At 71.1% G+C, this 22,460-nt stretch carries 20 protein-coding genes, 1 tRNA gene, 1 other RNA gene and 1 riboswitch; of the genes, 20 read left to right on the forward strand and 2 right to left on the reverse strand.

Going from position 1 to position 22,460, the window contains the following annotated elements:
- The 16 genes from HJ588_RS15020 to thiD all read left to right on the forward strand — a co-directional run bounded on the left by HJ588_RS15020 (position 1) and on the right by thiD (position 14,634).
- Positions 1–1,392: a nucleobase:cation symporter-2 family protein gene (locus HJ588_RS15020; protein ID WP_171156982.1), complete on the forward strand. Its 1,392-nt coding sequence runs from the start codon at positions 1–3 to the stop codon at positions 1,390–1,392.
- Positions 1,393–1,491: 99 nt separating this feature from the next.
- Positions 1,492–3,522, forward strand: coding sequence for a phosphocholine-specific phospholipase C (locus HJ588_RS15025; RefSeq protein WP_171156985.1), 2,031 nt, complete (start codon positions 1,492–1,494; stop codon positions 3,520–3,522).
- Positions 3,523–3,639: 117 nt separating this feature from the next.
- Positions 3,640–4,062: a DUF3052 domain-containing protein gene (locus tag HJ588_RS15030; RefSeq protein ID WP_171156987.1), complete on the forward strand. Its 423-nt coding sequence runs from the start codon at positions 3,640–3,642 to the stop codon at positions 4,060–4,062.
- On the forward strand, positions 4,059–4,529 hold the full coding sequence (locus HJ588_RS15035) for a peroxiredoxin (RefSeq protein WP_171156989.1): 471 nt from the start codon (positions 4,059–4,061) through the stop codon (positions 4,527–4,529). Before HJ588_RS15030 ends, HJ588_RS15035 begins: the two co-directional genes overlap by 4 nt.
- A 260-nt stretch (positions 4,530–4,789) precedes the next feature.
- Positions 4,790–4,862 (forward strand) — tRNA-Val (locus HJ588_RS15040).
- A gap of 370 nt (positions 4,863–5,232) precedes the next feature.
- Entirely contained in the window at positions 5,233–6,120 is an 888-nt protein-coding gene (locus HJ588_RS15045; RefSeq protein ID WP_171156991.1) for a Nif3-like dinuclear metal center hexameric protein, read from the forward strand.
- On the forward strand, positions 6,117–6,857 hold the full coding sequence (locus tag HJ588_RS15050; protein WP_171156993.1) for a CT398-like coiled coil hairpin domain-containing protein: 741 nt from the start codon (positions 6,117–6,119) through the stop codon (positions 6,855–6,857). Before HJ588_RS15045 ends, HJ588_RS15050 begins: the two co-directional genes overlap by 4 nt.
- A 6-nt stretch (positions 6,858–6,863) precedes the next feature.
- Positions 6,864–8,003 (forward strand): bifunctional RNase H/acid phosphatase, encoded by a 1,140-nt coding sequence (locus HJ588_RS15055; RefSeq protein ID WP_171156995.1) that lies wholly within the window; start codon positions 6,864–6,866, stop codon positions 8,001–8,003.
- 25 nt (positions 8,004–8,028) lie between these two features.
- The gene (locus HJ588_RS15060; RefSeq protein WP_171156998.1) at positions 8,029–8,436 is read left to right on the forward strand and encodes a rhodanese-like domain-containing protein; all 408 of its coding nucleotides are present in this window, start codon (positions 8,029–8,031) and stop codon (positions 8,434–8,436) included.
- Entirely contained in the window at positions 8,433–9,626 is a 1,194-nt protein-coding gene (locus HJ588_RS15065) for an O-succinylhomoserine sulfhydrylase (RefSeq protein ID WP_171157266.1), read from the forward strand. Before HJ588_RS15060 ends, HJ588_RS15065 begins: the two co-directional genes overlap by 4 nt.
- 65 nt (positions 9,627–9,691) lie before the next feature.
- Entirely contained in the window at positions 9,692–10,846 is a 1,155-nt protein-coding gene (locus HJ588_RS15070) for a sensor histidine kinase (RefSeq protein ID WP_171157000.1), read from the forward strand.
- Positions 10,843–11,544 (forward strand): response regulator, encoded by a 702-nt coding sequence (locus HJ588_RS15075; protein WP_171157002.1) that lies wholly within the window; start codon positions 10,843–10,845, stop codon positions 11,542–11,544. Before HJ588_RS15070 ends, HJ588_RS15075 begins: the two co-directional genes overlap by 4 nt.
- Positions 11,545–11,569: 25 nt before the next feature.
- Positions 11,570–11,682, forward strand: a riboswitch (TPP riboswitch).
- Positions 11,677–12,354, forward strand: coding sequence for a thiaminase II (gene tenA / locus HJ588_RS15080; RefSeq protein WP_171157004.1), 678 nt, complete (start codon positions 11,677–11,679; stop codon positions 12,352–12,354). Its footprint overlaps the riboswitch before it by 6 nt.
- A complete protein-coding gene (gene thiM, locus HJ588_RS15085; protein ID WP_343036746.1) occupies positions 12,351–13,142 on the forward strand; it encodes a hydroxyethylthiazole kinase in 792 nt (263 codons plus the stop codon). The genes tenA and thiM overlap by 4 nt, the downstream gene beginning before the upstream one ends.
- Before the next feature lie 2 nt (positions 13,143–13,144).
- Positions 13,145–13,789, forward strand: coding sequence for a thiamine phosphate synthase (gene thiE, locus HJ588_RS15090; protein WP_171157008.1), 645 nt, complete (start codon positions 13,145–13,147; stop codon positions 13,787–13,789).
- A gap of 50 nt (positions 13,790–13,839) precedes the next feature.
- Positions 13,840–14,634: a bifunctional hydroxymethylpyrimidine kinase/phosphomethylpyrimidine kinase gene (thiD, locus tag HJ588_RS15095; RefSeq protein WP_171157010.1), complete on the forward strand. Its 795-nt coding sequence runs from the start codon at positions 13,840–13,842 to the stop codon at positions 14,632–14,634.
- On the opposite strand, the gene HJ588_RS15100 is transcribed toward thiD, so the two are convergent.
- Positions 14,635–15,711 carry an SLC13 family permease gene (locus tag HJ588_RS15100; protein ID WP_171157012.1) on the reverse strand — a complete coding sequence of 359 codons (1,077 nt, stop codon included), beginning with the start codon at positions 15,709–15,711 and terminating at the stop codon, positions 14,635–14,637.
- A complete protein-coding gene (locus HJ588_RS15105) occupies positions 15,708–16,454 on the reverse strand; it encodes a peroxide stress protein YaaA (protein WP_171157014.1) in 747 nt (248 codons plus the stop codon). Before HJ588_RS15105 ends, HJ588_RS15100 begins: the two co-directional genes overlap by 4 nt.
- A gap of 75 nt (positions 16,455–16,529) precedes the next feature.
- Between HJ588_RS15105 and HJ588_RS15110 the strand changes: the two genes are divergently transcribed.
- The 4 genes from HJ588_RS15110 (at position 16,530) to HJ588_RS15125 (ending at position 22,457) form a co-directional block, all read left to right on the forward strand.
- Positions 16,530–17,969 carry an RNB domain-containing ribonuclease gene (locus HJ588_RS15110; protein WP_171157017.1) on the forward strand — a complete coding sequence of 480 codons (1,440 nt, stop codon included), beginning with the start codon at positions 16,530–16,532 and terminating at the stop codon, positions 17,967–17,969.
- Between the two features lie 27 nt (positions 17,970–17,996).
- Positions 17,997–18,371: RNase P RNA component class A (gene rnpB / locus HJ588_RS15115), an RNA gene on the forward strand.
- Positions 18,372–19,362: 991 nt separating this feature from the next.
- Positions 19,363–21,216, forward strand: a complete 1,854-nt coding sequence (locus tag HJ588_RS15120) for an HNH endonuclease signature motif containing protein (RefSeq protein WP_171157019.1) — start codon at positions 19,363–19,365, stop codon at positions 21,214–21,216.
- A gap of 314 nt (positions 21,217–21,530) precedes the next feature.
- Positions 21,531–22,457: a phosphatidylinositol-specific phospholipase C/glycerophosphodiester phosphodiesterase family protein gene (locus tag HJ588_RS15125; RefSeq protein WP_171157022.1), complete on the forward strand. Its 927-nt coding sequence runs from the start codon at positions 21,531–21,533 to the stop codon at positions 22,455–22,457.
- Positions 22,458–22,460: the final 3 nt, after the last annotated feature.

The raw sequence follows: 22,460 nt of genomic DNA on the forward strand, positions 1-22,460 counted from the left end.
ATGGCTGTTCGCGCGCCCGAACGTCACCCGGTCGACCAGGCCATGCCGTTGCCGCAGTCCGCGCTCTACGGGCTGCAGCACGTCCTGTCGATGTATGCCGGGGTGGTCGCCGTGCCGCTCATCGTCGCGGGCGCGCTGAAGCTCAGCGCCGCCGACACCATCTACCTGGTGTCGGCAGCGCTGCTCATGTCGGGCTTCGCGACGCTGCTGCAGACGCTCGGCGTATGGCGGATCGGAGCACGGCAGCCGATCGTGCAGGGCACGTCGTTCGTGGCGGTCTCGACGATGCTGTCGGTCGGTGCCGCGGCGGGCGGCGGGCACAAGGGCCTGCAGGCGATCTACGGCTCGCTGATCGTCGCCGGCGTCGTCGGCTTCCTGGTGGCTCCGTTCTTCACCCGGCTGCTGCGCTTCTTCCCGGAGGTGGTGACCGGCTCGGTGATCACCATGATCGGCCTGTCGCTGGTGCCGGTCGGCGTGCAGTGGGCGGCCGGCGGGGTCGGCGCGAAGGACTTCGGTGAGCCGAAGAACCTCGGCATGGCGTTGCTGACGTTGACGATCGTGGTGTTGATCTACCGCTTCCTGCCCGGCTTCTTCGGCCGCATCGCGATCCTGCTCGGCCTGGTCGCCGGCACCCTGGTCGCGCTCCCGCTCGGGATGGCGCACGTCGACGCGATCAACGACGCCCGCGTCTTCCAGGTGCCCGCGCCGTTCCACTTCGGCACCCCGACCTTCACGATCAGCGCGATCGTCTCGATGATCATCGTGATGCTGGTGATCATGACCGAGGCGACCGCCGACATCCTCGCGCTCGGCCAGGTGACGGGTAAGCCGGCCGACCGCGACACGGTCACCGCCGGCATCCGGGCCGACACGATCTCCACCGCGATCGCCGGGATCTTCAACGGGTTCTCGCTGAGCGCGTTCGCGCAGAACGTCGGGCTGGTCGCGATCACCGGCATCCGCAGCAGGTATGTCGTCGCCGTCGGCGGCGGGATCCTGGTGCTGCTGGGGCTCTTTCCCGTGCTCGGTGCGGTCGTCGCCGCGGTGCCGCTGCCGGTGCTCGGCGGGGCCGGGCTGGTGCTCTTCGGCACGGTCGCGGCCTCCGGCATACGGACCCTGCGGGAGGTCGACTTCTCCGGCAACGCCAACATCGTGGTGGTCGCCTGCTCGCTCGGCTTCGGGATGGCGCCCATCGTGCAACCCGACCTCTACGCCAAGATGCCCGACTGGTTCCGAACCATCTTCGACTCGGGCATCACCTCGACCGCGATCGTCGCCGTGCTGCTCAACCTGCTCTTCAACATCCTCGGCCGCCGCGAGCCCGACGAGGGGCCGGTCTTCAGTCACGCGCCGGCGCCCGCGACCTTCGGCCAGGCGTCGAAGGGCGAGTGAACTCACCCAAATCTTTGCCTGCGCTTCACCCGCCGCTGACCATGCGAGGGGCACGCTGAGAGACGGCCCGAAAACCGTTGTCAGCGAAAGGCTTCCCACGTGCCCGCACTTGATCGCCGCCGCTTCCTCCAGATCGCCGGCGCGACGGCCGCCGCGACCGCCCTCTCCCAGAGCGTCGCGCGCGCCGCGGCCATCCCGGCATACCGCGGCACCGGCTCCATCGCGGACGTCGAACACGTGGTAATCCTGATGCAGGAGAACCGCTCCTTCGACCACTACTTCGGCACGCTGCGCGGGGTGCGCGGCTTCGACGACCCGCGCGCCGCGACGCTGCCGAGCGGCCGCCCGGTGTGGGAGCAACAGGACGCCGCGGGCGTCGTCGTGCCGTTCCGGCCCGATGTCGACAACTACGGCACGAAGTTCCTGGAGGGCCTCGACCACTCCTGGAACGGCGGTCACGACGCCTTCGCGCGCGGCTGCTACGACCGCTGGATCCAGGCCAAGAGCGGCGTCACGATGACCCACATGCGGCGCGGCGACATGCCGTTCCACTACGCGCTCGCCGACGCCTTCACGATCTGCGACGCCTACCACTGCTCGCTGATGGGCCCGACCGACCCCAACCGCTACTACATGTGGACCGGCTGGGTCGGCAACGACGGCAAGGGCGGCGGCCCGGTGATCGACAACGCCGAGGCCGGTTACGACTGGAAGACCTACCCGGAACGCCTTGAGAATGCAGGGATTTCGTGGAAGGTCTACCAGGACGTCGGCACCGGCCTGGACGCCGCCGGCTCCTGGGGCTGGGTCGACGACGCCTACATCGGCAACTACGGCGACAACTCGCTGCTCTACTTCGACGCCTACCGCAACGCCGCTCCCGGCAGCCCGCTCTATGAGAAGGCGCGCACCGGCACGAATGCCAAGGCGGGAGAGGGCTACTTCGACCAGCTGCGCGCCGACGTGCAGGGCGGCAAGCTGCCGCAGGTGTCCTGGATCGCCGCACCCGAGGCGTTCAGCGAACACCCGAACTGGCCGGTGCAGTATGGCGAGTGGTACGTCTCCCAGGTGCTCGACGCACTCACCTCCGACCCCGAGGTATGGCGCCGCACGGCACTCTTCATCACCTACGACGAGAACGACGGCTACTTCGACCACATCGTGCCGCCCTACGCGAATGTGTCCGGTTTGCCGGGGGATTCGACGGTCAGCACGCAGTTCGAGGGCTACCCGGGCGGCAACGGCCAGCCCGCGCCCTACGGTCTCGGGCAGCGGGTGCCGATGCTCGTCGTGTCGCCGTGGAGCGTCGGGGGCTGGGTCTGCTCCGAGACCTTCGACCACACCTCGATCATCCGTTTCCTCGAGCGGCGCTTCGGGGTGCAGGAGCCGCAGATCAGTCCGTGGCGGCGCGCGGTGTGCGGCGACCTCACGGCAGCGTTCGACTTCGGGGGCACCGCAACACCGAAACCCCTTCCGGCACAGACCAAACCGAACGATCACAGCCGTCACCCGAGCTACGTGCCGCCGACCCCGCGCGGGGGCACCGTGCCCCGGCAGGAGACCGGCACCCGGCCCTCGCGGGCCCTCGGCTACCGCCTCGCAGTCGACGCGCACCGGGCCGGCAACGCGCTGCAGGCGACGTTCCGCAACGACGGCGCGCTCGGCGCGCACTTCCAGGTGCGCTCCAACGACGTCCCGGGAGCGCCGTTCAGCTACACGGTCGAGGCCGGCAAGCAGCTGACCGCGTCCTGGCCGGTCGCTGCGTCATACGACGTGCAGGTGCACGGGCCAGGCGGCTTCTGGCAGCGCCTCACCGGCGGATCGGGCGCCGAGCCGCAGGTGCAGGTGCGCCAGGAGGGCAACGGCATGGGGCGGGTGACGCTCGAGGTGACCGCGCCGGCCGGCCGCGCCCTGACCGTGCGGGTACGCGACAACTACGGCCACGCCCAGGAGGTACGACGGCACACCCCGGCCGGCGCACGCGCGCGGATCGTCACCTCGACCGGCAGCACGCAGGGCTGGTACGACCTGACGGTCACCGCCGACGGCGAGCAGGGGTGGTCCCGGCAGGTGGCGGGGCGCGTCGAGACCGGCCGCCCGTCGGTCAGCGATCCGCATATCGGTGCCTGATCCCGGTGACGTCCCGGGTGGCAACCCATGGCACCTCGCGCGCCGCATCACGTCCACGAAGCGGCGAAATGACCGGCTCCGGTTGCAAACCCCGCGCGATCCTAGTGAACTACGCCCATGGCAACTGAGGCCCCGAATGCGGGACTGGCGGAAAGGCTCGGCTTCGAGAACGACCAGGTGGTGCAGGAGCTCGGGTGGGACGAGGACGTCGACGACGCGGTCCGCACCCAGATCGAGGACGCGATCGGCTCCGGCCTGGAGGACGAGGACTACGACGGGGTGGTCGACGCGGTCGTGCTGTGGTGGCGCGACGGCGACGGTGACCTCATCGATGACTGCGTCGACGCACTGACCAACCTGGCCGACAAGGGTTTCGTCGTACTCCTGGTGCCGGGGGCGGGTCACCCCGACCACGTCGACGCCAGCGACATCGCCGAGGCGGCCCAGACCGCCGGGCTCAACGCCGGCACGTCGACTCGGGCCGGCGACGAGTGGATCGCCACCAAGCTCGTGCAGGGCGGGGTGGCCAAGCAGCGATGAGCGAGGCACCCGTGGCGGTCGGCGACACCGCGCCCGACTTCACCCTGCGCAATCAGAACGGCGAGGAGATCACCCTCGCCGAGCAACTCGGGCAGGGGCCGGTCCTGTTGGTCTTCTACCCGTTCGCGTGGAGCGGCATCTGCACCGGCGAGCTGTGCTCGATCCGCGACGACCTCGCCGGCTACACCGGCGACGGCGCCGCGCAGGTGCTGGCGATCTCCTGCGACCCGATGTTCACGCTGCGCGCCTGGGCCGACGCCGAGGGCTACACCTTCGGGCTGCTGTCCGATTTCTGGCCGCACGGCGCGGTGGCGAGCGACTACGGGGTCTTCGACGCCGACTCCGGTATGGCGATCCGCGGCACCTTCCTGATCGGCACCGACGGCAAGGTCGCCTGGTCGCAGGTCAACGGTCCCGGGCAGGCGCGCGACTTCGCCGGCTACCGGGACGCGCTCGCGGCGCTCTGACCGGTCGGGCCCTTCGTCGCGGCGCGGGGTTCGTCGGCTCGGGGTTCGGCGGCTCGGCGCAGCGCGTCGTCGGCTGGCCGGACCGCGTGCGTCCCCGGCAAAAGTCGACCCTCGGCATACGAACACGCCGAGAATCGCGCGTTTCTCGGCGCGCCGCTATGCCGAGGGTCGACTTTTGCGCGACCTGGCCGGTATGCCGCGGCTCGCGAAGCATGCGACCTGGCAGAATGTGCCGCGCCGTGCGGCAAACCGCCGCGCACGGGCCTGTAGCTCAGTTGGTAGAGCACCGCGTTTACACCGCGGTTGTCGTCGGTTCGAGACCGGCCGGGCCCACTCCTCGCTCCGCCGGCAGCGGGTGCCACGGCGGTCCTGCTTACGTCGCTCGGGAGTCGGCCCGGCGGGCAGGAGCCGCCCAGGCGCGGCCTACATGGGATGGACTGCCGGAAACGTCGTGGCCGGAATCCTCTTGGCTCGGATGGCGATGCCGGTGTTGACCTGGACGGCGTCGATACGCCACGGCATTCTTCAACGTCAGCTTGACCTTGAAGTCGGCGATCTTGGTCGCCCCGCCCGTCCGGGTGGGGCCCGGGGAGTCGGATCGCGAGGATTCGTTCAGTCGTTCAACTATGACCCGGATCACATCGCGACGGGGGTTTTGAAGACGTCGGTTTGCGTCGCTCGCGGCCCGACTAAGCTGGTCCGAATGGCGACGGTGCACGGGCAGGAGAAGGCAGCGACCCTCGCCGATGTGGTGCGGGTGCTGGACGGTTTCTACCCGCCGGACACCGCCGCCGGGTGGGACCGCGTCGGCCTCGTGAGCGGCGATCCCGCGCAGCCGGTGCGGCGGGTCCATTTCGCCGTCGACCCGACGCTCGCCGTCATCGAGGAGGCCCGCGACGCGGGCGCCGACCTGCTGGTGACCCACCACCCGCTGCTGCTGCGCGGCGTGCACTCGGTGGCGACCACCACCGCGAAGGGCGCCGCGCTCACCACGCTCGTGGTCGCCGACCTGGCGCTCTACTGCGCCCACACCAACGCCGATGTCGCCACGCCGGGCGTCAACGACGCGCTCGCGGCCGCGTGCGGGCTGCCGGCGGACGCCGCACCGCTCGACGAGGAGGACGGCCAGCCGATCGGCAAGGTCGCCGACCTGCCCGAGGCGACCACCCTGCGCGACTTCGCCGAGCGCCTCGCCGCCGCACTTCCCGCGGCGCCCGTCGGGCTGCGGGTGAGCGGCGACCCGGGGGCGACCGTGCGCCGGGTCGCGGTGCAGGGCGGCGCCGGGGACACCCGCTTCGACGCCGTGCGGGCGGCCGGCGCCGACGTCTACGTGACCGCCGACCTGCGCCACCACCCGGCCCTGGAGGCCCGGGAGGACGCGCGCGGCGGCCCGCCATACCTGATCGACGCGGGGCACTGGGCGACCGAGGCCCTGTGGCTCGACGGGAGCGCCGAGCGGCTCGCCGCGGCGATGGCGCAGGATGGGTACGACGTGCAGACCTGGGTCTCCCGGCTGCGCACCGACCCCTGGGATTTCCTGGTGACCACCAGGACGGACGATGACAGCGAAGGACCAGTGACCGCCTCGTGAAGGCTGATCTCACCCGGCAGTGGAAGCTGCTGGACCTGCAGAAGCTCGACACCCGACTCGACCAGCTCGCCCACCGTGAGCGCACCCTGCCCGCGCAGGCCGAGCTCGACACCGCGACTGCTCGCGCGCAGACGCTCGCCGAGGACGTGGTGCTCGCCCGGACCGCGGTGCAGGACAACGAACGCGCGGTCAGCAAGGCCGACGCCGACGTGCAGCTGGTGCGCGATCGGGCCGCCCGCGACCGGGAGCGCCTCGAGGGCGGCTCCGGGTCGGCCAAGGAGCTGCAGGGCCTGCAGCACGAGCTTGACACCCTCGCCCGCCGGCAGGCGGAGCTGGAGGACGTCGAGCTGGAGGTGATGGAGCGCGCCGAGACTCTGCAGCGCGAGCTCACCGCCAAGGAGGGTGCCCAGGCGGAGGCGCAGGACACCGTCGCGCGGCTCACCGAGCAGCGGGACAAGGAGGTCGCCGACATCACCGCCGAGCGCGAGCAGGTGCAGCGCGACCGCGCCAATGTCGCACCCGGCGTGGGGCAGGAGCTGCTCGACCTCTATGAGAAGGTGCGCGCGCAGCAGGGTGGCGTCGGTGCCGCCGCGTTGCAGCAAAAGCGTTGCACCGGTTGCGGATTGGAGCTGGTGCAGGCCGAGCTGTCCCGCATCCGCAGCGCCCCCGAGGACGAGGTGCTGCGCTGCGAGGAGTGCCGCCGCATCCTGGTCCGCACCGCCGAATCCGGGCTGTAACCGGACATGGGCAAGTCACTCATCGTCGAGGCCGACGGAGGGTCTCGCGGCAACCCCGGCGTGGCCGGGTATGGCGCCCTCGTGCGCGACGGGCGCAGCGGCGAACTCCTCGCCGAGCGCGCCGCACCGCTCGGCAAGGCCAGCAACAACGTCGCCGAATATCAAGGGATGATCGCCGGGCTGCTCGCCGCGCAGGCGATCGACCCGGCCGCCGACATCACCGTGCGGATGGACTCCCGCCTCGTCGTCGAGCAGATGGCCGGGCGGTGGAAGATCAAGCACGAGGACATGCGCCGGCTCGCCGGCGAAGCGCAGGAGGTGGTGCGCACCCTGCGCGCCGCGGGCGGCTCGGTCGACTGGACCTGGATCCCGCGTGAGCAGAACAAGGCCGCCGACAAGCTGTCCAACGTCGGGATGGACGGCGAGCACGTCAGCCGCGACCTGTGGCGGCAGGAGGAGCGCCGGGAGGGGACCGGCGCGCCCGCGGGCGACGACGCCGCGACCCAGCCTCCGCCGGTGCCGCACCGTGAGGTGACCACGCGGCTGATCCTGGTGCGCCACGGCGTCACCGACTTCACCCTCGCCGGCCGCCTCGACGGGCGAGACGGTGCCGACCCGTCCCTCAACGCCGAGGGCCGGGAGCAGGCCCGTCGCGCGGCCGACGCGGTCGCGCGACTGGTCACCGGGCCGGTCACGGTCATCAGTTCCTCCCTGGCCCGCGCGCGCGAGACCGGCGCCGCGGTCGCCGACGCGCTCGGGGTCGAGCCCACCGTCGATGCCGACTGGGACGAGCAGAACTTCGGGATCTGGGACGGGCTGTCGTTCGCCGAGATCGGCGAGCGCTTCCCGGGCCAGGCCACCCGTCTGCGGCTCGAGGACGACTTCCGGGTCGAGGGCGGCGAGACGCACCACGACCTGGCGGCCCGGGTCGATGCCGCCCGGCAGCGGGCGATCGCCCACGGTGGCACCGTGGTCGTGGCCACGCACCGCAAGCCGATCATGGTGGTGCTGCAGTCGCTGCTCGGCCTGTCCACCGGGCACTCCTGGCTGCTCGCCACCGATCCCGCGTCGCTGACCGCGATCGAGGTGCGCGACGACGGGTCGGCCGTGGTCGACTACACCAACGACACCCACCACCTGCGATAACCGGCGCTATGGGAAACTCCCGAGCATGAGTTATGCGGGAGACGTGACGCCGCAGCAGGCGTATGACGCGCTGCGCGACGATCCGGACGCGGTGCTGGTCGACGTGCGCACCCAGGCCGAGTGGACCTACGTCGGTGTGCCCGACCTGTCGCCGATCGGCAAGCGGGTCGTCTGCGTGGAGTGGCAGGACTTCCCGGCCGGCGCCCAGAATGCCCGGTTCGTCGACGACGTGCGCGAGGCCAACGCGGCCGGCGGAGCGGTCTACCTGCTGTGCCGGTCGGGCGCACGGTCCGTCGCCGCCGCGGAGGCGCTGTCGGCGGCGGGGGTCGGCCCGGCATACAACGTGGTGGACGGGTTCGAGGGCAACCTCGACGAGCACGGCCACCGGGCGCTCGCCGGCTGGAAGGTGGCCGGCCTGCCGTGGCGTCAGTGACCCCGCCCGAGGGCGGCTGGCAGCCGGACACCCTGGCTGTTCGAGCCGGGCTGGATCGCAGCGGCTTCGAGGAGACCGCCGAGGCGCTTTATCTGACCTCCGGTTTCGTCTACGAGACGGCGGAGGAGGCCGAAGCGGCCTTCACCGAGGAGATCGAGCGCTTCGTCTACAGCCGTTACGGCAACCCGACGGTCGCCGTCTTCGAGGAGCGGCTGCGCGCGCTGGAGGGCGCGGAGGCCTGCTACGCCACGGGATCCGGCATGGGCGCGGTCTTCACTGCGCTCGCCGCCCTGCTCGGCGCGGGGGACCGGGTGGTCGCCTCGCGAGGGCTGTTCGGCTCGTGCTTCGTGATCCTCGACGAGATCCTGCCACGCTGGGGCGTCGAGACGGTCTTCGTCGACGGCGGCGACAACGAGCAGTGGCGGGCGGCGCTCGCCGAGCCGACGACGGCGGTCTTCTTCGAGACCCCGAGCAACCCGATGCAGGAGCTGGTCGACATCGAATTCGTCTGCGAACAGGCGCATTCGGCGGGCGCGCAGGTGGTGGTCGACAACGTCTTCGGCACGCCGGTCTTCTCCCGTCCGCTCGACCACGGCGCCGACATCGTCGTCTACTCGGCGACCAAGCACATCGACGGTCAGGGGCGGGTGCTCGGCGGCGCCATCCTCGGCCCGGCCGACTACATCAACGGGCCGGTGAAGAACCTCATCCGGCACACCGGGCCGTCGCTGTCGCCCTTCAATGCCTGGGTGCTCGTCAAGGGCCTGGAGACCCTGCGGCTGCGGGTGGAGCACCAGGCGCGCTCGGCGCGGCAGCTGGCCGAGGCGCTGGAGGCGCACGACGCGGTGCGCACCGTCTGGTATCCCTTCCTCGAGTCGCACCCGCAGCACGAGCTCGCCAAGCGGCAGATGCTCGGCGGCGGCACGGTCGTCACCTTCGAGCTCGACGGTGACAAGCCCGAGGCGTTCGCGATGATGAACGCCCTTGAGATCATTGACATTTCGAACAACCTGGGTGACTCGAAGTCGTTGATCACCCACCCGGCAACCACGACCCACCGCCGGATGGGGGAGGAGGCGCGTGCCCAGGTGGGGATCACCGACGGCGTGCTGCGCATCTCGGTGGGCCTGGAGGACCCGGCAGATCTGGTGCGCGACGTCACGCACGCGCTTGACGCAGCTACGACCTGAGGCGGACGGCAAACCGGCACGTGGGTATGACGACAGTCGCTGCCCCGGCCCGTAGCGTGTTCGCCATGCCCACCCGCTACGACTTCGCGCTGGTCGCTGCGCTGATCGTGGGCACCGTCGTGCCCTACGCCGGTCACGACCACCCGGTGTGGGTGCTCGCCTGCGGTGCGGGCCAGATCGTGCCGCTGCTCTGGCGGCGGATCGCGCCGGTGCCGACCTTCGCGGCCGTGGCGATCGCGTCGGCGGCGAGCGTGCCTGTGCTCAACGTCGTCACGATCTCCGACATCGGCATCTTCATCGCGTTGTTCGCGGTCGTGTCCCGGAGGGGCTGGCGACCGTGGGGCATCGCCGCCACCGCGGTGTGCGTGCTCGGCGCCGGCATCGCGGCGGTGCGCTGGAGCAGCGACATCGAGGGTGCCCGCGGCGCCCAGGTGGTCTTCATCTTCGGCGTCAACCTCCTCGCGGTGATCGCGACGCTCGGCATCGCCGAGGCCAGCCGGCGGCGGGCGCAGCTCATCGAGCAGTTGCACGCCCGTGCGCGGGACGCCGAGCACGAGCGCGACCAGCAGGCGGTCATCGTCGCGCAGGCCGAGCGGGCCCGGATCGCGCGGGAGATGCACGACGTCGTCGCACACGCCCTGGCCGTGATCGTGGTGCAGGCGGACGGCGCGGGGCACGCGATCTCCAGGCGGTCGGCCCCCGATCCGACTGCGGCCCAGGCACTTTCGACGATCGGCGACACCGCGCGCACAGCTCTTGCCGAGACGCGCGCGCTGGTGGGCGTGTTGCGCGACGGAGGCGGGGACGGCCTCGCCGAGCTTGCGCCGACGCACGACCTGACGGCGCTGCCGTCGCTGGTCGACGGGGTGCGGGCCACCGGGCGCACGGTCCTTCTCGACGAGGGTTCGGTGCGCCCGGAGGACGTCTCGCCGGGGGTGAGCCGGGCGGCATACCGGATCGTGCAGGAGGCGACGACCAACGTGCTGAAGCACGCCGGCGACGAGGCGCGGATCTGGATCCGGCTGCGGCGTCGCGACGAGCTGCTGGTGCTCGAGATCGAGGACGACGGCGTCGGCGCGACCGATGCCTCGACGGGCGGCAACGGACTGCTGGGGATGCGGGAGCGCGTGCACGCCTTCGGCGGGCAGCTGTGGACCTCGCCGCGCCCGGGCGGCGGCTTTCGCGTCGCCGCCGAATTTCCGACGGAAGGAGAGCGATGACGGGCGCACAGGAGCCGTTGCGGCTGATGCTGGTGGACGACCAGCAGCTCGTGCGGGTGGGTTTCCGGATGATGCTGGAGGCCGAGGACGACCTGGAGGTGACCGCCGAGGCGTCCGACGGCCGGCAGGCGGTCGACCTGCTCGGCCGCGGCCTGGCCGTCGACGTGGTGCTGATGGACATCCGGATGCCCGTGCTCGACGGTGTCGCGGCCACCGGCGAGATCGTGCGGTCGCTCGGGGCGTCGGCGCCGAAGGTGCTGGTGCTGACCACCTTCGACCTCGACGAGTACGTCTATTCGGCACTGCGCGCCGGTGCGTCCGGCTTCTTCCTCAAGGATGCCGGTCCGGCCGAGCTCATCGCCGCGATCCGTGCCGTCCACGGTGGCGACGCGGTCGTGGCACCGTCGGCGACCCGGCGCCTGCTGGAGCGGGTGGTGCCGGTGCTGCCCGCCGAATCCGCGCCGGACACAAGGAAACTCGAGGAGCTCACCGACCGGGAGCGTGAGGTGATGATCGCGGTCGCACGCGGCATGAGCAACGGCGAGATCGCCGGGTCGCTCTTCCTCGCGGAGGCCACGGTGAAGACCCACATCGGGCGCATCCTCGCCAAGCTGCAGCTGCGCGACCGGGTGCAGATCGTGGTGCTCGCCTATGAGACCGGCCTGGTCCGGGCCGGCGAGGTGACCCCCGAACCCTGACGCTGCCCCTCGGGTTATCGTGGTGGGAGCAACCCGCGGGAGCCCGGAACGGACCGGGCTGAGAGGGCGACCGCCGTCGCCGACCGTCATACACCTGATCCGGGTAACACCGGCGTAGGAAGGGATGGCCCGATGGCACTTCGCACCGACTACCCGTGGTGGCCCACGCTCGGCGCCCCGATGCAGGACGGACTCGGGCGAGTGCTCGACCATCCGTTCCTCGTCGGTCTCGCCGACGGCACGCTGCCGCGAGAAGCGTTCGGCTACTTCGTGATTCAGGACACGCTCTATCTCGGCGACTACGCGCGGGCGCTCGCCCTGCTGGCCGCGAAGGCGCCCGACGGCGATGCGGGCACCCTCGCCGCGCATGCCGGGGAGGCGGTCGCCGCCGAGCTCGACCTGCACCCGAAGCTGCTCGCCGACGCCGGCATCGACCCGGACCTGATGCGGCAGACCCGGCCCTCACCCGCGACCACGGCATACACCAGCTACCTGCTCGCGACGGCGGCGCAGCGGCCGTTCCACGAGGGCCTGGCGGCCGCACTGCCGTGTTACTGGATCTACCAGCAGGTCGGCGCCGCGTTGGAGGCGGAGGGGTCGGCCGACCCGGTCTACCAGCAGTGGATCGAGGCGTATGCCGCAGCCGACTTCGCCGACACCGTCGCGCAGGTGCTCGACATCGTCGACCGCACCGTCGCCACCCTGACCGAGGAACAGGTCGCCGCGATGCGGCGGCACATCGAGACGACCACCCGCTACGAGTGGATGTTCTGGGACGCCGCCGTGCGCGGGGAGAGGTGGCCGTGGTGAGTGACGCGGACCAGGTCGCGGAGCTGCTGGCGCGGCTGCGCGCGGGGACGCCGCTGGTGCAGTGCATCACCAACGCGGTGGTCACCGGCTTCACGGCCAACGTGCTGCTGGCGCTCGGCGCGGCGCCGGCGATGGTCGACAACCGTGAGGAGGCACCGGTTTTCGCGAGCGTCGCCGACGGGGTGCTGATCAATCTCGGGACGCTGGACGCCGAGGTCGCGCAGACGATGCGGCTGACGGCGGAGGCGGCCGGTGCGGCGGGCACACCGTGGGTCCTCGATCCGGTGGCGGTGGGCGGACTGCCGCTGCGTGACCGGGTCGGCGCAGAGCTGGTGCCGTTGCGCCCCAGCGTGATCCGCGGCAACGCGTCCGAGGTGATCAGCCTGTCCGGCGCCGAGGGTGGCGGTCGCGGGGTCGACAGCACCGCCTCCACCGAGGCTGCGGTCGATGCTGCCGCGTCGCTGGTCGGGCGCACCGGGGGCGCGGTCGCGGTGAGCGGCCCCGTCGACCGCATCGTCGATGGCTCCGGGGTGCGCACGATCGCCAGCGGCACGCCGACGATGACCATGGTGACCGGGGTCGGCTGCGCGCTGGGCGCGATCGTGGCGGCGTTCGCGCCATACGCCGAGACGCCGGCGGATGCCGCATTCGCGGCCACCGCCGTGCTCACGATCGCCGCCGAGCTGGCCGACGAAAAGGCCGACGGCCCAGGCTCTTTCGCGGTGCAGCTGCTCGATGCGCTGCACCGGGTCGGCCCGGCCGACCTGGCCAGACTGCGGGTGGGCTGACGATGGATCCGAAACACCTGCGGATCTATCTGGTCACCGACGAGGGGCTGAGCGGCGCGCGCGGCGTCGTGGAGACGGTGCGGCAGGCGGTGGCGGGCGGCGTCACGATCGTGCAGCTGCGCGATCACGACGCGAGCTCCCGGCGCCTGGTCGAGACCGCTCGGCAACTCCTGGAGGTCACCCGGTCGGCCGGTGTGCCGTTCGTCGTCGACGACCGCCTGGACGTCGCGCTCGCGGTCGGCGCGGACGGCGTGCACCTGGGCCAGTCCGACCTCGACCCGGTCGACGCACGGCGCATCGCCGGGCCGGGTTTCCTGATCGGGCACTCGGTTTCGTCACCGGACGAGCTCCGCGCCGCCGATGAGTGGCCCGCCGGCACGGTCGACTACCTCGGCATCGGCCCGCTGCGAGCCACCACGACCAAGCCGAACGCCGCGGCGCCGCTCGGCTATGACGGGGTCCGCGCGATCGCCGGGGCGACCGCCCTGCCGTCGGTCGCGATCGGCGGCATCGGCGTCGGCGATGTGGCACCACTGCTCGATGCGGGCGTCGACGGGGTCGCGGTCGTCTCGGCCATCTGCGCTGCGGCCGACCCGGCCGCCGCGGCCGCCGAGTTGCGCACGGCCGTCGAGCGGAGCGCGCCGTGACCGAGTCCGCCGCGCGGCCTGAGGCCGCCCCACCGGCAACCCCATCACCCGTGCCCACGGCACTGACCATCGCCGGGACCGACCCGAGCGGCGGCGCCGGGATCAGCGCGGATCTCAAGACCTTCTCCGCGCTGGGTGCGTTCGGCACGGCGGTCGTCACCGCGGTGGTCGCCCAGAACACCCGGGGCGTCGCCGCGGTGCACCAGCTGGACGGGTCGACGGTCGCCGCACAGCTGACCAACCTGCTCGACGACGTCAACGTGGACGTGGTCAAGATCGGCATGCTCGGCACCGCCGACGTCATCGACGCCGTCGCGCAGGTGCTCGGCGAGCGGGAGGTCGGGCCGATCGTGCTCGACCCGGTGATGGTGGCCAAGAGCGGGCATCGCCTGCTCGACGCCGATGCGGTGAATGCGTTGCGCAGCAACCTGATCCCGCTCTGCGACCTGATTACCCCCAACCTGCCGGAGGCTGCTGACCTGCTGGGCACCGAGGAGACGACCAGCGTCACCGGCATGATGCGGCAGGTGCACGCACTCGGCGAGCTCACCGGGGGAGTGCTGCTCAAGGGCGGCCACCTGGACGGCGAGGCCAGCACCGATCTGCTGCTCACCGGCGGCCGGGTCACCGAGCTCTCCGCTCCTCGGGTATCGACCCGCAACACGCACGGCACCGGGTGCACGCTGTCGGCGGCGATCGCCGCCCTGCGGCCGCGCAGCGCGGGCTGGGAGCCGGCAGTGCGTGCGGCGAAGGACTATCTGACCGGTGCGCTGCGGCACGCGGACGAGTTGTCGATCGGGTCCGGTCACGGCCCCGTGCACCACTTCTGGCGCGCGTGGGACTGATCAGACCAGCGCGAGCACCACGGTGGCCGCGCCCACGGCCGCGATCGCAACCAGGAGGCTCTCGATCGTGAAACGCCGCAACGGGATCCGCAGACCGGCTCGTTCGCACCGGCTCCGCCACAGCAGCGTCGCGAGGGAACCCCAGAGGGTCACGACCGGTCCGGCGTTGACGCCGATGAGCAGCGCCATCAGACGCTGAGCGCTGTCCCCGGCTGCCGACTCCGCCGCGAGGTATGCCGGGAGGTTGTTGACCAGGTTGGCGCCCACCGCGCCGACACCGGCGACCCGCACCAGGTCGGTGAGCCCGTGCCCGCGTCCGACGAGGTCGGCGATCAGCGCGTTGAGGCCGTGCGACCCGAGCAGGTCGACCACGACGAAGAGCACGCTGACCCCGATCACCATCCGCCACGGCACGGCCACCTCGCGGATGCCGCCACGGTCGCGCATCCACAGCGTCACCGCCAGGATCGCCGCCGCGACGGCAGCCGGGATCGCCGGCGTCACCCCGGTGACGAACACCGGGCCGAGCAGCAGGCAGACCGCACCGGCGACCCGCAGCAGCACCGGGTCACCGGTCTCGGGCGCGGGCGGCGCGGCATACCGCCCGACGAGGGAGCGGCCGTGCAGCGCCGCGATGACCGCGGTGGTGGCGACCATCGCGGTCAGGGCCGGACGCCACGCCACCGACAGGTATGACGAGAAGCCACCCCAGCGCGAAAACCCATGCAGGGCAAGCAGATTCGTGAGGTTGGAGACCGGCAGCAGCAGCGACGCCGTGTTGGCCAGCCAGACCGTGGTCAGTGCGAAGGGCAGCGGGGAGATGCGTGCCTGACGGGCCATGGTGATGACCACCGGTGTCAGCAGGACTGCGGTGGTGTCCAGGCTGAGCACGGTGGTCGCGAGGCAGGAGAGCAGCACGACGATCAGCCACAGCACCAGCTTGCGACCGCGGGCGACTCGGGCGGCCCAGTGGCCCGCGACCTCGAAAACGCCTGCGCGGTCGGCGATTTCGGCGACGATCGTGATGCAGATCAGGAAGATGAGGACCGGGCCGACGCGATCGACCAGCTCGGTCACCGGGCCGTCACCGCCAGGTCCCACGGCGTGCCCGGCCGGGACGGCTCGCGCAGCTCGGCCTTGAAGTCGGTGGCGAGCACGTCGCGCAGCGCGGCGGCGGTGCGCGGGGTGGCACCGGTCTGGGCGAGGTGCCGGGCGACCAGGCCCCGGGTGTGCTTGGCCATGTGCGTGGCGCCGGGCACCGAGATCCGCACCCATCGTTGGGCGACCGCGCCGGCCGGGGACCACGCTGCGGCATACGTGCTGGACCGGCAGTCGACGACCACTCCCGTGCCGGCGGCGGCGGTCATCGGCTCGTCGAGCACCGCCCGCCACGAGGCCGCGAGGGGGCCGACGCCGGGCAGGTTGGTCCCCATCGAGAGCCGGTATGCCGGGACCTTGTCGCCCAGCCGCAACGCGCCGAACAGCGCCGACTGCACGACGAACCAGCGTCGCGCTCGGCGCAGCGCGGCCGGCTCGAGCGTGGGCAGGTCCAGCGCGTCGTAGAGCACCCCGGTGTAGAGGTCGCCGACGACCTGCGCGGGTGCGGTGCGCAGCGAACGGTTGCGCTCGACCTCGGGCGCGATGCCCGGGCTGACGCCGAGTTGCGCGAGGGCGTCGGGGCGGCCGCTGACCTCGACGAGCGCGTCGAGCACGGCGTCGCGGGTGGCGGAGAGCTCAGCGAAGCTCAGCCGGGTCAGGTCGAGCGATCCGCCCCGCGTCCGGGGCGTCTTGGTCTCCGACGGCGGCAGCAGGATCAGCACCGCGGCAGACTACCGACCGATGCCGCGGCTTCGTGCTCCCGCACCACCGGCCGGTTGCCACCTATGGTGGGCCCCATGACCCTTCGCCAGATCATCGCCCCTCAGGCCGATCCGCAGGCCGGCGCGGACGCCGGACCGCTGGAGCAGGCCTTCGCTGCGATCCGCGAGCAGTTGAAGCTCAGCCTGGACTACCCGGCCGACGCCCTGGCCGAGGCCGAAAAGGCAGCAGCCGCAGCGGTATTGCCCGAGCGGGACGAGACCGCGGTGCCGTTCTTCACGATCGACCCGCCGGGTTCCAACGACCTCGACCAGGCGATGTTCCTGGAGCGCGACGGCGACGGTTACCGGGTGCGCTACGCGATCGCGGACGTGCCGGCATACGTCACCCCGGGCGGTGCGCTCGACGCCGAGACCCGCCGGCGGGGCCAGACGATCTACATGCCGGACACGCGCCTGCCGTTGCACCCGCAGGTGCTGAGCGAGGGAGCGGCCAGCCTGCTGCCGGACCACGTGCGGGGCGCGTTCGTGTGGGACATCCGGTTGGCCTCCGACGGCGAGACGACCGCGAGCGAGGTCTACCTGGCGAAGGTGAAGAGCGTCGCCCGGCTCGACTACGAAGGCGTGCAGCAGCAGATCGACGGTGGCACCGCCGACGAGGGCCTCGCGCTGCTGAAGGAGATCGGCGAGCTGCGCATCACGCTCGAGGAGAAGCGTGGCGGCGCCAGCCTGCCGATGCCCGAGCAGGAGGTGCACAAGAAGGACGACGGCACCTACGAGCTGAGCTTCCGGCCGCCGGTGCCGTCGGAGGACTGGAACGCGCAGATCTCGCTGATGACCGGCATGGTCGCGGCGCAGCTGATGCTCGGCGCCAAGATCGGCATCCTGCGCACGATGCCCGAGCCGGAGCAGAGTGCGATCGACCGCTTCCGCCGGCAGGCGAACGCGCTGGGCGTCCCGTGGCCGGCCGATCAGGCGTATGGCGACTTCATCCGCGGGCTGGACCGCACCAACCCCCAGCATCTGGCGCTGATCTACGACGCCACCAGCCTCTTCCGCGGGGCCGGTTACACGCCGTTCGACGGCCAGGTGCCGGACCAGCCCAACCAGTCGGCGGTCGCTGCGCCATACGCACACGTGACGGCGCCGCTGCGCAGGCTGGTCGACCGCTTCGGACTCGCGGCTTGCGAGGCGATCAGCCGCGGCGCCGAGGTGCCGGGCTGGGTGCGGGATGCGCTGCCCACACTGCCGGACATCATGCAGGCCTCGGACCAACTGGCGCGCCAGGTCGAGAGAGCGTGCACCGACACCGCCGAGGCGGCCGTCCTGTCGCACCGCATCGGCGAGACGTTCCCGGCATACGTCGTGGACAAGAACGACAAGGGCGTCGTCGTGCAACTGGTCGATCTCGCGGTCACCGCCAAGTGCACCGGGGATGCCGAACTCGGCGCGCAGGTGCAGGTCAAGCTCACCAAGGCCGACATCGGGCAGCACCTGGTCGAGTTCGCGCTGGTGTGATCGGCGCCGGTAGACTGGCCCGTTGGATGAGTCGGCCGGGCGGCCGCGGCAGGAGTGATCCTGTCGAGGAAAGTCCGGACTCCGAAGGGCAAGGTGGTGGCTAACGGCCACCCGGGGTGACCCGCGGGACAGTGCCACAGAAATCAGACCGCCACCGGTTCGCCGGCGGTAAGGGTGAAACGGTGGTGTAAGAGACCACCAGCACGCCAGGTGACTGGCGTGGCTCGGTAAACCCCACCTGGAGCAAGATCAGACAGCGTGCGTTCGAGGGCGGCCCGCCCGAGCACGCGGGTAGATCGCTGGAGGCGGCCGGCAACGGTCGTCGTAGATGGATGGTCGCCGTGGCGCCGCCGGGAGACCGGCAGCGTCATACAAAATCCGGCTTACAGGCCGGCTCATCCGCCTACGATCGGGTCAGATCGAACGGCCCCAGATGGTGTCCGCGGCGATGAATCTGCTTACCCTGGACACATGTCTTGGTTTCGCCGTCGCCGTGCCAGTGATGTGTGTGACCGGTGTGGTCACACCGTCGCGCTCCACGTGAGCGCCGCCGCCGGATGCTCGCGGTGTGACTGCCCGCGAAGTCCCGGACAGGCGTTGCGTGGCATCGATGCGTTCGGCAGGCACCGCGCACGCACGCCGGGCAAGTGACGCACGACCCGTGCGCCCGGGTTTGCCCGTGGGGCGGAGGACTAGAGGGCTGGTCGAGTAGGGCGGAGGAGCGGAGCGGGGGAGCCGGCGGGGGCTGGTCGAGTAGGGCGGAGGAGCGAAGCGGGGGAGCCGGCGGGGGCTGGTCGAGTAGGGCGGAGGAGCGAAGCGGGGGAGCCCGTATCGAGACCACCTCGCTCCGCCCCGCTTCATAGCGGTCGCTCAAGGCGGTCGCTCAAGCGGCTCCTCTCCCGCTCAGTGATCTCGCGACTCACCTCATGGTGTTGTGTGCGGCTCGGGTGGGGCCGCGGGACGACATGCCGGCCGCTGGCCGCGGGACGAGGGACCGCCCTCGCGGCCTCACTCCGCTTCGCTCCGCTAGCGCTCCGCTTCGCTTCATAGGGCCGCTCACGCGGCCCCTCGCCCCGCTCGGTGATCTCGCCACTCACCTGATCGTGCCGACTGCGACCGAACAGGTGCAGTCCCCAGGCGCTGGTCGAGTAGGACACGAGCAGCCCCTGATGGTGGTCGAGTAGGGCGGACCAGCGAAGCCCCTTTGTGGTGGTCGAGTAGGGCGGAGGAGCGAAGCGAGGGAGCCCGTATCGAGACCCACCCACTCCACCACGCGACACCATCCCACCCGCCACTGACAACCCTGCCGAATCCCACGAATCACACTGGAAACACACCGAATTCATCGTGTTCAACTCTTCCCACCCGATTCGAACAGGTGTATGGTTTTGGTATGTCGAACCTGCAGCACGCACTCACCGATCAGGTGATCGCCGCTGCCACCACGACCGAAGTGTTGGAGACGGCACAGACGCTGCTGCGCGCCGCGTTCGACAAGACCCGCGACGACACCACCAGCGCACGAGGCGACGGGTCGGACCTCTCAGATGACGAGCTCCTCGACCAGGTGCTGGCGACGCAGCGGGTGCAGAACTCCGCCTGGGCCACCCAAACGCTGCGGCTGGAGCAGCTGGCGCAGCGTGAGTTCGACAAGCACCCGGAAAGCCCGGACACGTGGACGCCGTTGGAGGTGGGTGCCCGGTTGGGGTGGACCGATCGGCAAACCAGCCTGCGACTGACCCAAGCGGTCGAGAGCGTGCGCTACACGCCGCAGCTGCTCCACCACGCCGGGACCGGCGAACTGGAGTCGCGGAAGGTGGTCGCGGTCAGCGACGCCCTCGCCGACGCAATCCCCGCAACCGACACACCCGGAGCACCCGACAGTGTCGAGGCACCTGAGTCACCCGAGGCGCCTGATTGTCCGGCCGACCTCGCCGCGATCGTCGAGGCCGAGATCCTGGCCAGTGACCCGGAGGCATCCACTTCGACGAAGCTGCGCCGGCGCGCGCAGCGCTTGTTGGTGCAGCACGCGCCGGTCGCGTCCGATCAGGCGTCCGCGGCGCGGCGGCGGGACTGCACGAACGTGACCGTCGAACCCCATTGGGAGCCGGGCATGTCCATGCTCACCGCCGTCCTGCCGTCGTTGGACGCGGCGAAGCTGATGGCCGCGGTCAACGCCCACGCCCGCCTGCTCCACGACTCGACTACTGCCAGCAAGAGCCTCGGCGAATGCCGCGTCGACGCCCTGACGGACATGCTCCTGTCGAACGCGCAGGTGACCACCGAACTGGTGCTGCACGTCCCGTTCCACCCGGACACCGCGCCGTCCACCAACACGTGCCCGGGGACCGGCACTGGCGTCGGCGGCCCCGAAGCGGCTAGCCGCCACGGGGCGACGGGCACAGACGACACGACCGGCACGGGCGACGCGACGAGCACGAGCGACGCAAACAGCACGGGCACGGGCGGTGGGGTTGGCGTGCTGGACCGGTCGAGCCTCATTGACGACGCAGCAGCAGCCGGCGCGGCACCCGGGGTCGTCGGCGCGTGGATGTCGAAGGTGCGACCGCCCGGTCCGCCGAAGGTCATCCTCCCGGTCAACCGGAGGGTCGTCGATCTCGGCGGCTACCGCCCGATCGGCGCGGCCGAACGCCAACTCCAAGCGATGTTGTACGAAGCCGCGCTAGGCACTGGCACCCGACCACCACCTGACCCAGCGCCACCGGCCGGTCCCGTACGCACCACTGATCTCACTGATACCCGGCGAGCCGGTGATCGAGCGAGTCTTCCCCACAGACTTCCCGCGCCCACCGTGGACCCGGTGCGTTACCGGCTCGGCGACGTCCAGGTCCCGGGTGTCGGTGTCATCCCCGCCACCGTGATCCGTGAACTCACCCGTCTCCTCGGGGTGAAGCTCACCCGCGCCCTCGTGGATGCCGAGACCGGGATCGTCGCCGAAACCAGCTGCCACTCGTACACACCCGGCGCCGGGTTGGCGCGGTTCGTGCGGGCCCGTGACCAGCACTGCCGGTTCCCCGGCTGCACCCGACCCGCAAAACTTACCGACCTCGACCACGTCACCCCGTATCCGGACGGTCCGACCGCGCCACACAACCTGCAGTGCCTGTGCCGGCACCACCACCGCGCCAAGCACGAAGCCGGCTGGACCGTGTACATGACAACTGATGGCACCTGCACCTGGGCCAGCCCCACCGGACACACCTACACCACTCGACCCGCCGACTGAAGGACCGCTGATCTCGATACGGCCTCGCCTAGCGGCTCGGCCTACTCGATCAGCATGAGGAAGCGGCTCGGCCTACTCGATCAGCGTGAGGAAGCGGCTCGGCCTACTCGATCAGCGTGAGGAAGCGGCTCGGCCTACTCGATCAGCGTCGGGAGGGGCCGGTTACTCGAGCAGCGGGCAAGCGGCGGCTCGGCTGCGGCCAGGACGGGACCGTGCTGGCCGCAGCCGAAACTGCCCAAGCCGCCACCTGATCGCCGTCTGGCGTTCGATGTCAGTTTGCTGAACGGGCGACCCACACCGATCATGGTGGACGTATGACGATGCGCGCACTGGGGACCCGCTCTCTTGAACAGGTGGCACCGGCCGCCCTGCCCGGGACGCATGCGCACGGCGACTACGCCCACCGGCGACCGCTCTGGGACGCCCTCGCGGCCGGATTCACCAGCATCGAGGCGGACCTCTGGATGGTCCGTGGGCAGCTCTTCATCGGGCACAGCTGGCCCAACCCGTTGCGCACCCTGCGTCGTCTCTACCTCGACCCGCTGGCCGAGCTGGTCCGCGAAAAGGGTTGCATCTACGAGGGATTCAACGAGTCGGTGCTGCTGCTCATCGACCTCAAGAGCGACCCCGGCAATGCGCGCCCGATCATCGAGCGGCAGCTGGCCGAGTATCCCGAGCTGTTCAGCAGCTGGCACGAGGGTGAGCTGGTGCCGGGCCCGGTGACCGCGGTGGCGAGCGGCACGCTGGCCGGCAAGAACTTCGACGCGCCGCTGCGCTGGACCGGAGTCGACGGTCGGTTGCGGCCGGGGTCCGAGCACGGCACGGCGAGCACGATGCCGCTGCTCAGCGACAGCTGGCCGGGGCTGTTCTCCTGGACCGGTGAGGGGCCGATGCCGGCCACCGAGCGGCTGCGCCTGCAGCACCTGGTCGATGCGGCGCACGGTCGCGGTCAGCGGGTGCGCTTCTGGGGCACCCCCGACGGCCGTGGCCCCGCCCGCGACAACCTCTGGAACGCACTCCTGGACGCCGGGGTCGACTACCTCAACACCGACGACCTGACCGGTGCGCGCGACTTCCTGCTGCGCCGCCGCGCCGACGCCGGCATCACCGGCGCGGGAGAGGGGCGTGGCGTCACCGGCAACGCTGTCACCGGCAGCGGCATCACAGGCAGTGCTGTTACAGGCAGTGCTGTTACAGGCAGTGCTGTCACCGGCAGCGGTGCGCCGGCCGCAACCGCCTGACCG

The organism is Flexivirga aerilata (assembly GCF_013002715.1).
Classification (GTDB): domain Bacteria; phylum Actinomycetota; class Actinomycetes; order Actinomycetales; family Dermatophilaceae; genus Flexivirga; species Flexivirga aerilata.